This is a genomic window from Streptomyces rhizoryzae, from assembly GCF_023155275.1.
Taxonomy (GTDB): Bacteria; Actinomycetota; Actinomycetes; order Streptomycetales; family Streptomycetaceae; genus Streptomyces; species Streptomyces rhizoryzae.
Genome location: NZ_JALMUV010000052.1, coordinates 47310 through 55076, shown reverse-complemented (window position 1 = coordinate 55076; position 7767 = coordinate 47310). Strand labels below are relative to the sequence as shown.

Below are 7767 nucleotides of genomic sequence, written 5' to 3'. Positions count from 1 at the left end.
CACCCCCACCCGCCCCGACCAGAACCACCACCACCTCGCCGCCCACTAGCCCCACCCCCTGACCTCGCCACCGTGCCCCACCAAGACCCCTGACCGGAGCGCGGCGGTGCCACTGACCGGAGCGCACCAAGGTCACCGACCGGGGCGCGGCAATGCCGCCGACCGGAACGCAGCAGTGCCACCGACCCGGCTGGGCCCCGAACCCGCTTCCCGGGCCCGGCAAACGCACCGCACATGCCACCAGGAGCACCGCCCGGGCGCGCCAACCTCCTCACCGAGTCGCCCCGAGGCCACCGACCGGGCCGCATCCAGCTCCTTGACCCGGGGCGCACCAGATGCATCGGCGGATGCCGCCATGCGTACCGGCCGGAGGCGCCAAGGGCGCCGGCCGGAGGGAGCCGGCGGACCGACGAAGCCGAGGCGCCGACAGCCTCAGCGGCCCGGGTTCCCCGTTACGGGCCTGGGGGCACGGCTGACCTCGGCCGAGGATGCGCCGGCCGACGCCAGCGCTCGACGCGGCGGGCCCCTGCTCGTGACGTGCACCGGCCACCGGGTCACCGGCCACCGTCAGGCCCCGCCGCGCCGAACGGCGTCAGGTCTCGATCCGGCGGACGAAGTCGGCCACCGCGGTGCGTATGTCGTCGGCCGTCCACTCCAGGGCGGGGGAGGCGACGGTCACCTCCGTCATGGCCACGCCCGGCGGGCCGGCCGGGTCCGGCTCGAACCACCTGTGGAACAGCGTCGTGCGGGTCTCCTCGGACTGGCGGGTGGCGGCCTCGGTCAGGACCTCCGGTGGGTGCGGCAGCCATACCTGGAACTGGTGGGTGTGCGGCTCCTCGGGATGCACCCGGAACCACGGCACACCGGCCTCCGCCAGGCCCTCGCGCAGCGCCCGGGCCACGACCTTGGCGTGCGCGACGTACTCAGGGAGCCGGGGGAGTTCGCGGTCCAGGCCGGCGAGCGCGGCGAGGGCGACCGGCCACTGCTGGAACTGCTGGCCGCCGTAGCGGTGCCGCCAGGCACGGGCCTCCTCGACGAACCCCTCGCTGCCGGCCAGCGCCGCGCCCGCTATGCCGTCCAGCGACTTGTAGAACGACACGTAGACGCTGTCCGCCAGGCCGGCGATCTCCGGGAGGGGGCGGCCGAAGTGCGGGGCGCACTCCCACAGCCGGGCTCCGTCGAAGTGCACCACCGCGTCCCGGTCCCGCGCCGCGGCGACGGCGGACGTCAGCTCCTCCCAGCGGGGAAGGACGAATCCGGCGTCGCGCAGCGGGAGTTCGAGGGTGAGGGTGCCGAACGGCTCCTGGAGATCGTAGATCTCCTCCGCCGTGGGCAGGCGCGGGGCAGTCGTCGGATGCGCCATCCGCAGGCCGCTGACCACCGCGTAGGCGTCCCGCTCGTGCACCTCCAGATGGGAGAGGGGGTGGCCCGCGACCGTGGCGTTGCCGGTGCGACCGGCCCAGCAGCGCAGCGCCACCTGCTGCGCCATCGTGCCGGTCGGGAAGAACGCGGCGGCCTCGGTGCCCAGGGCGTCGGCGGTCCGGCGCTCCACCTCGCCCACGATGCCGTCGGCGTTGCCGTAGAGGTCGGTCCAGTCGTCGAGGTCGTACGCGCCGGGGGCCTCGGCCGCCAGGCGGCGGAGCCGCTCGCCGATCGTTTCCGGCGGCCGGGAACCGGTGAGCGTCCGCAGTGAGCCGCGCCATGCCGTCAAACGCCGGGCCCGGGCGTCGGGCGGCCCCTGGGGCACGCCGTCCGGCACCGGCGCGGCCGCGCCACCGTCCTCGGCGTCCCCGGCCGTCCGCTTTCCGTTGCCGGTCTCCTCCGTCATGAGTGCGTCCCCGCTTCCCCTGCTCGCCGTCCGGTTTCTTCTGCTCGCGGCCCGGATCTCCCCACTGCCGCCACCTCCCGCAAATGCGCCGCGTTCGAGGCGGGCACCGCGTTCATCGCGAGTGCGTTCATCGCGGTCGTCGCGCGCAGCGACGTCGCAGCGTTCGCCGAGTTCATGGTGCCCACCGGCCTTGCGGCGTTCACCGCGCTCCCCGGCCGTGCTGCGTTCGTCGCGCACACCGGCTCCGTCCTGTTGGCTGCGTTCGTCGGCTCCGTGGCGTTCGTCGGGTTCGCCGGGGGCCGTGTGTGCTCCTGCGCCGTTCGTGAGGTTCTCTGTGAGCTGCGGGAGATCTCCGAGATCCGGCGGGAGATCCCCGTGCTCTCCGGGGGCCCGGTGTGCTCTGCCGTTTTGGTGCTCCCCGACGTTCTCGGGTCCCCCGAGGCCCTTGGCTTCTCCGCGGTCTTGCCGTTCCCGGCCCGGCGGGAATTTCTCGTGCCGGGTGCTTTTGCCCTCGCGGGCTTTCGCGTTCCGCGCTGTCTGTTTTCCGCTCTCGGTCACGGCCCCCGCCTCCGCTCGTCCCGCTCCTTCCGCGCCCGCCGCGCGGCTTCGGACCGATCATCGCGCAGTCGCGCAAGACGCCGCGAGGGCTGTGGATAACTCTCCGCGGCGGGCCGGAGCGGGCTCGCGGCGAGGCCGGAGCACGAGGTTCCGGTTCTGCTCCGAGACGCTCGTCTCACCCTCTGTGCGGCCCTCAGGGCCGCGGGAGGCACTCGCGTAGCATGGCGACGAATCGTCCGGTACCCCTTGCGGACTGGAACGGAAGGCCGCCGCCACGTGAATCCGAACCCATCCACCGAGGCCCACGCCCGGCCAGCCCGGCTCACCGTCGGAGTCGTCGGGGCAGGCCGCGTCGGGCCCGCGCTCGCCGCGTCGCTCCAGCTCGCGGGCCATCGCCCGGTAGCCGTCTCGGGGGTCTCCGACGCCTCCGTACGGCGCGCCGCCGAGCTGCTGCCCGGTGTCCCGCTGGTCTCCCCGGCCGAGGTGCTCGCCCGGGCGGACCTGGTCCTGCTGACCGTCCCGGACGACGCGCTGGCCGACCTGGTGAAGGGCCTCGCCGAGACCGGCGCGGTGCGGCCGGGCCAGCTGCTGGTGCACACCTCGGGGCGGTTCGGGGCGAAGGTGCTGGACCCGGCCACCCGGGCCGGGGCGCTGCCGTTGGCGCTGCACCCGGCCATGACGTTCACCGGGACGTCCGTGGACGTCCAGCGGCTGGCCGGCTGCCCGTTCGGGGTGACCGCGCCCGAGGAGCTGCGGATGGCCGCCGAGGCGCTGGTCATCGAGATGGGCGGGGAGCCCGAGTGGATCGCGGAGGCCGACCGCCCGCTCTACCACGCGGCCCTCGCCATCGGTGCGAACTACCTGGTCACCCTGGTGGCACAGGCCATGGAACTGCTGCGGAAGGCCGGCGTCCGGGCCCCGGACCGGATGCTCGGCCCGCTGCTCGGCGCGGCGCTGGACAACGCGCTGCGGTCCGGGGACGCCGCCCTGACGGGCCCGGTGGCCCGGGGGGACGCGGGCACCGTCGGGGCCCATGTGGCGGAGCTGCGTACGCACGCCCCGCAGGCCGTCGCCGGCTATCTGGCGATGGCCCGGATGACCGCCGACCGGGCGCTGACGCACGGCCTGCTCAAGCCCGAGCTGGCCGCCGAACTGCTGGACGCCCTCGCCGGCCCGCCGCCCTCCGACCCCGGCCCCCATGGAGGTGGCGCATGAGCTCCTCGTTCGTCCCTTCGTCCCCGGACGGTGCCGGGCGGCCGGCAGGGGGGCCGCAGCTGGTGCGGACCGCGGAGGCGCTGCGCGCGCTGCCGCGCCGCAGCGGCGTGCGGGCCGTTGTCATGACCATGGGCGCGTTGCACGAGGGGCACGCCACCCTGGTGCGGGCCGCCCGGGAACGGGTCGGGGCGCAGGGCCAGGTCGTGGTCACGGTGTTCGTCAACCCGCTCCAGTTCGGGGCGGGCGAGGACCTCGACCGCTACCCCAGGACGCTGGACGAGGACGTGGTGCTGGCCGGCCGGGCGGGCGCCGACGCCGTCTTCGCGCCGTCCGCCGACGAGGTCTACCCGGGCGGCGCACCGCAGGTCCGGATCACCGCCGGCCCGATGGGCACCGTCCTGGAGGGCGCCAGCCGCCCCGGGCACTTCGACGGAGTGCTCACCGTCGTCGCCAAGCTGCTCCACCTGACCGGCCCCGACCTGGCGTTCTTCGGGGAGAAGGACGCCCAGCAGCTCGCCGTCATCCGGCGGATGGCCGCCGACCTGAATTTCCCGGTCGAGATCGTCGGCGTGCCCACGGTGCGGGAGGCCGACGGGCTGGCCCGGTCCAGCCGCAACCGCTACCTCTCCGGTCCGGAGCGGCGCACCGCGCTGGCGCTGTCCGCGGCGCTCTTCGCGGCCCGCGACCGGCTGACCGCCGAGGAGGCGCTGCGCGCCCGCGCCGCCTCCGCCGGGCGCCCCGTACAGGACCGCTCCGCGGCGCTGGCGGCCCTCGGCGAGGACCGGGCGGCCGCCGACGCGCACGCGGTCGCCTACGCCTCCGCGGGGCCGCCGCACGGCCCGTCCGTGGCCCGCGCCGCCGCGCACGCCGTCCTGGAGGACGCCTCCCACCTGGACCCGCCGCTGCGCCTGGACTACCTGGCCCTGGTCGACCCCCGGGACTTCACCGAGGTCGGCGACGACTACGAGGGGGAGGCGATCCTCGCGGTGGCCGCCAAGGTGGGCACCACCCGGCTCATCGACAACATCCGGCTGCTGTTCACCCCGGGCGCCGCCCCGTATCCCGCGGCCGCCCAGGGGGCGCGGACCGGCTCCGCGGGGAAGCCCGGCCACAAGCCCCGGAAGGCCGCCACGGCGGCGGACGCCCGCAAGCCCCCTCAGGCCGCCCCCAAGCCTCCCAAGGCCACCAAGGCCACCAGTGCCCAGGACGCCCCGCAGCCCGCCCGGTCCCCGCAGCCGGCCCGGCCCCCGCAGGCCCCGGCCGAGCAGCCCTCCCCGCACCCCGCCCGGCCCCCGCAGGCCGCGGCCGAGCAGGGCTCCCCGCAGTCCCCGACCCCTACGTCCACCCCACCCCAAGGTCCCCTCGGAGCGACCCGATGACCGCTACCGGAACAGCCGGCCCCGCCGGCATACGTCTCACCGCCCCCGCCCCCGGGTGGTCCATCACGGCGGACGTCGTCGTCGTGGGCTCGGGCGTCGCCGGCCTGACCGCCGCGCTGCGCTGCGCCGCCGCCGGCCGCCGGACCGTGGTCGTCACCAAGGCCCGGCTCGACGACGGCTCCACCCGCTGGGCGCAGGGCGGGATCGCCGCTGCCCTGGGGGATGGCGACACCCCCGAGCAGCACCTGGCCGACACCCTCGTCGCGGGCGCCGGGCTGTGCGACGAGGAGGCCGTGCGGGCGCTGGTCACCGAGGGGCCGGACGCCGTCCACCGGCTGATCGCCGCCGGGGCCCGCTTCGACACCGCCCCCGGTAGCGACGAGATCGAGCTCACCCGGGAGGGCGGCCACCACCGGCGCCGGATCGCGCACGCCGGCGGCGACGCCACCGGGGCCGAGATCTCCCGCGCCCTGGTCGCCGCGGTCCGCGACGCGGGCCTGCACACCATCGAGAACGCGCTCGTCCTGGACCTGCTCACGGACTCCGCGGGCCGCACCGCCGGCGTCACCCTGCACGTCATGGGCGAGGGCCAGCACGACGGCGTGGGGGCCGTCCACGCCCCGGCGGTGGTGCTCGCCACCGGGGGCATGGGCCAGGTGTTCTCCGCGACCACCAACCCGCCGGTCTCCACCGGCGACGGGGTGGCCCTGGCGCTGCGCGCCGGCGCCGAGGTCTCGGACCTGGAGTTCGTCCAGTTCCACCCGACCGTGCTCTACCTGGGGCCGGACGCCGAGGGCCAGCAGCCGCTGATCTCCGAGGCGGTGCGCGGCGAGGGCGCCCACCTGGTCGACGCCGACGGCACCCGCTTCATGGTGGGGCAGCACGAACTCGCCGAGCTGGCCCCGCGGGACATCGTGGCCAAGGCGATCATGCGCCGCGCCCAGGAGCAGGGCACCACGCACATGTACCTCGACGGCCGCCACTTCGGCGCCGAGATGTGGCAGCGCCGCTTCCCGACCATCCTGGCCGCCTGCCGGGCGCACGGCATCGACCCGGTCACCGAGCCGATCCCGGTCGCCCCGGCGGCCCACCACGCCTCCGGCGGCGTCCGCACCGACCTGCACGGCCGGACCACCGTCCCCGGCCTCTACGCGTGCGGCGAGGTGGCCTGCACGGGCGTGCACGGCGCCAACCGGCTGGCCTCCAACTCCCTGCTGGAGGGCCTGGTCTTCGCCGAGCGGATCGCCGCCGACATCGCCGCCCGGGAAACCGGTGCCGCGGCCCCCGCCCCGGTGGAGGACCGGTCCCCGCTGCCCCTCCTGGCGCCCGAGGCGCGCACCGCCGTCCAGCGGATCATGACCTCCGGCGCCGGTGTGCTGCGCAGCGCGGACGGCCTGGCCCGGGCCGCCGACGACCTCGAACGCCTCCACCGGGAGGCCGCGGCGGCCGCCGCCGACCCCGACGCCGCCTCCGCCAAGGCCCCCGTGCCCGGTGTGGAAGCCTGGGAGGCGACCAACCTGCTGTGCGTCGCCCGGGTCCTGGTGGCCGCCGCCCGCCTCCGGGAGGAGACCCGCGGCTGCCATTGGCGCGAGGACCACCCGGACCGCGACGATGCCACCTGGCGCCGGCACTTCCGCATCACCCTCGGTGCGGACCGCGCCCTCGCCGTCCTGACCACCGAGGCCGCCGGCTTCCCGCCGACCGCCGGCCCGACCCCTCAGCCCGTCCCCACTCCCGATTCGGAGCCCACCCCGTGAGCAGCACCCCCGACGACCTCCCCCTCCTCCAGATCGGCCGGCCCGGCGCCGTCCCCGCCGGCGGCGGCTGCGGCGACGCCTGCGGGTGCGCCGGTGACGGCGACGGCTACGAGCTGGACCCGCTGACCTGCGGGCTCGACCCGGACCTGGCCGCCCTCCTGGTGGCCGCCGGCCTCGACCCCGTCCAGGTGGAGGACATCGCCCACATGGCCATCGAGGAGGACCTCGACCAGGGCGTGGACGTCACCACCGTGGCCACCGTCCCCGAGGACGCCGTCGCCACCGGCGACTTCACCGCCCGGGAGGACGGCACCGTCTCCGGGCTGCGGATCGCCGAGGCGGTGCTCTCCGTGGTCTGCACCGACGAGTTCGCGGTCGAGCGGCACGTCGAGGACGGCGAGCGGGTCACGGCCGGGCAGAAGCTGCTGTCCGTCACCACCCGCACCCGCGACCTGCTGACCGCCGAGCGCAGCGCCCTGAACCTCCTCGGCCGGCTCTCCGGCATCGCCACCCTGACCCGCGCCTGGGCGGATGTCCTCGACGGCACCAAGGCCCGGGTCCGCGACACCCGCAAGACGACGCCGGGCCTGCGCGCCCTGGAGAAGTACGCGGTCCGCTGCGGCGGCGGCGTCAACCACCGGATGTCGCTGTCCGACGCCGCGCTGATCAAGGACAACCACGTCGTGGCGGCGGGCGGCGTCGCCGAGGCGTTCACGGCCGTGCGCGACGAGTTCCCCGGGGTGCCCATCGAGGTGGAGGTCGACCGGCTCGACCAGATCCCGCCCGTCCTGGCGGAGGGCGCCGACCTGATCCTGCTGGACAACTTCACCCAGGAGCAGACCCGGGAGGCGGTGGAGCTGGTCGCCGGCCGCGCGGCCCTGGAGTCCTCCGGCCGGCTCACCCTGGACAACGCCCGCAGCTACGCGGAGGCCGGTGTCGACTACCTGGCGGTGGGCGCGCTCACCCACTCCGCCCGGGTCCTGGACATCGGGCTGGACCTGCGCGAGAGCGACGACGAGAGCCGCTGACG

General features: G+C 76.0%; 4 protein-coding genes and 1 pseudogene. 4 read left to right on the top strand and 1 reads right to left on the bottom strand.

Going from position 1 to position 7767, the window contains the following annotated elements:
* Window positions 1-592: 592 nt before the first annotated feature.
* A complete protein-coding gene (locus MUU72_RS30470; RefSeq protein WP_248016649.1) occupies window positions 593-1828 on the bottom strand; it encodes a threonine aldolase family protein in 1236 nt (411 codons plus the stop codon).
* An 834-nt stretch (window positions 1829-2662) separates the two neighbouring features.
* Here MUU72_RS30470 and MUU72_RS30465 point away from each other — a divergent pair.
* From MUU72_RS30465 to nadC, 4 genes and pseudogenes are all read left to right on the top strand, one after another.
* Window positions 2663-3601 (top strand): Rossmann-like and DUF2520 domain-containing protein, encoded by a 939-nt coding sequence (locus MUU72_RS30465; RefSeq protein WP_248016648.1) that lies wholly within the window; start codon window positions 2663-2665, stop codon window positions 3599-3601.
* A pseudogene (gene panC / locus MUU72_RS30460) lies at window positions 3598-4641 on the top strand (pantoate--beta-alanine ligase); the annotation flags it as partial. The gene MUU72_RS30465 and the pseudogene panC, both read left to right, overlap by 4 nt.
* 335 nt (window positions 4642-4976) lie before the next feature.
* Entirely contained in the window at window positions 4977-6737 is a 1761-nt protein-coding gene (locus tag MUU72_RS30455) for an L-aspartate oxidase (protein WP_248016647.1), read from the top strand.
* Window positions 6734-7765, top strand: a complete 1032-nt coding sequence (gene nadC / locus MUU72_RS30450; protein ID WP_248016646.1) for a carboxylating nicotinate-nucleotide diphosphorylase — start codon at window positions 6734-6736, stop codon at window positions 7763-7765. The genes MUU72_RS30455 and nadC overlap by 4 nt, the downstream gene beginning before the upstream one ends.
* Window positions 7766-7767: the final 2 nt, after the last annotated feature.

Bases quoted from the DNA above. Each gene is read 5' to 3' on its own strand.
- MUU72_RS30470 (WP_248016649.1), bottom strand. From the start codon at position 1,828: ATGACGGAGGAGACCGGCAACGGAAAGCGGACGGCCGGGGACGCCGAG.
- MUU72_RS30455 (WP_248016647.1), top strand. From the start codon at position 4,977: ATGACCGCTACCGGAACAGCCGGCCCCGCCGGCATACGTCTCACCGCC.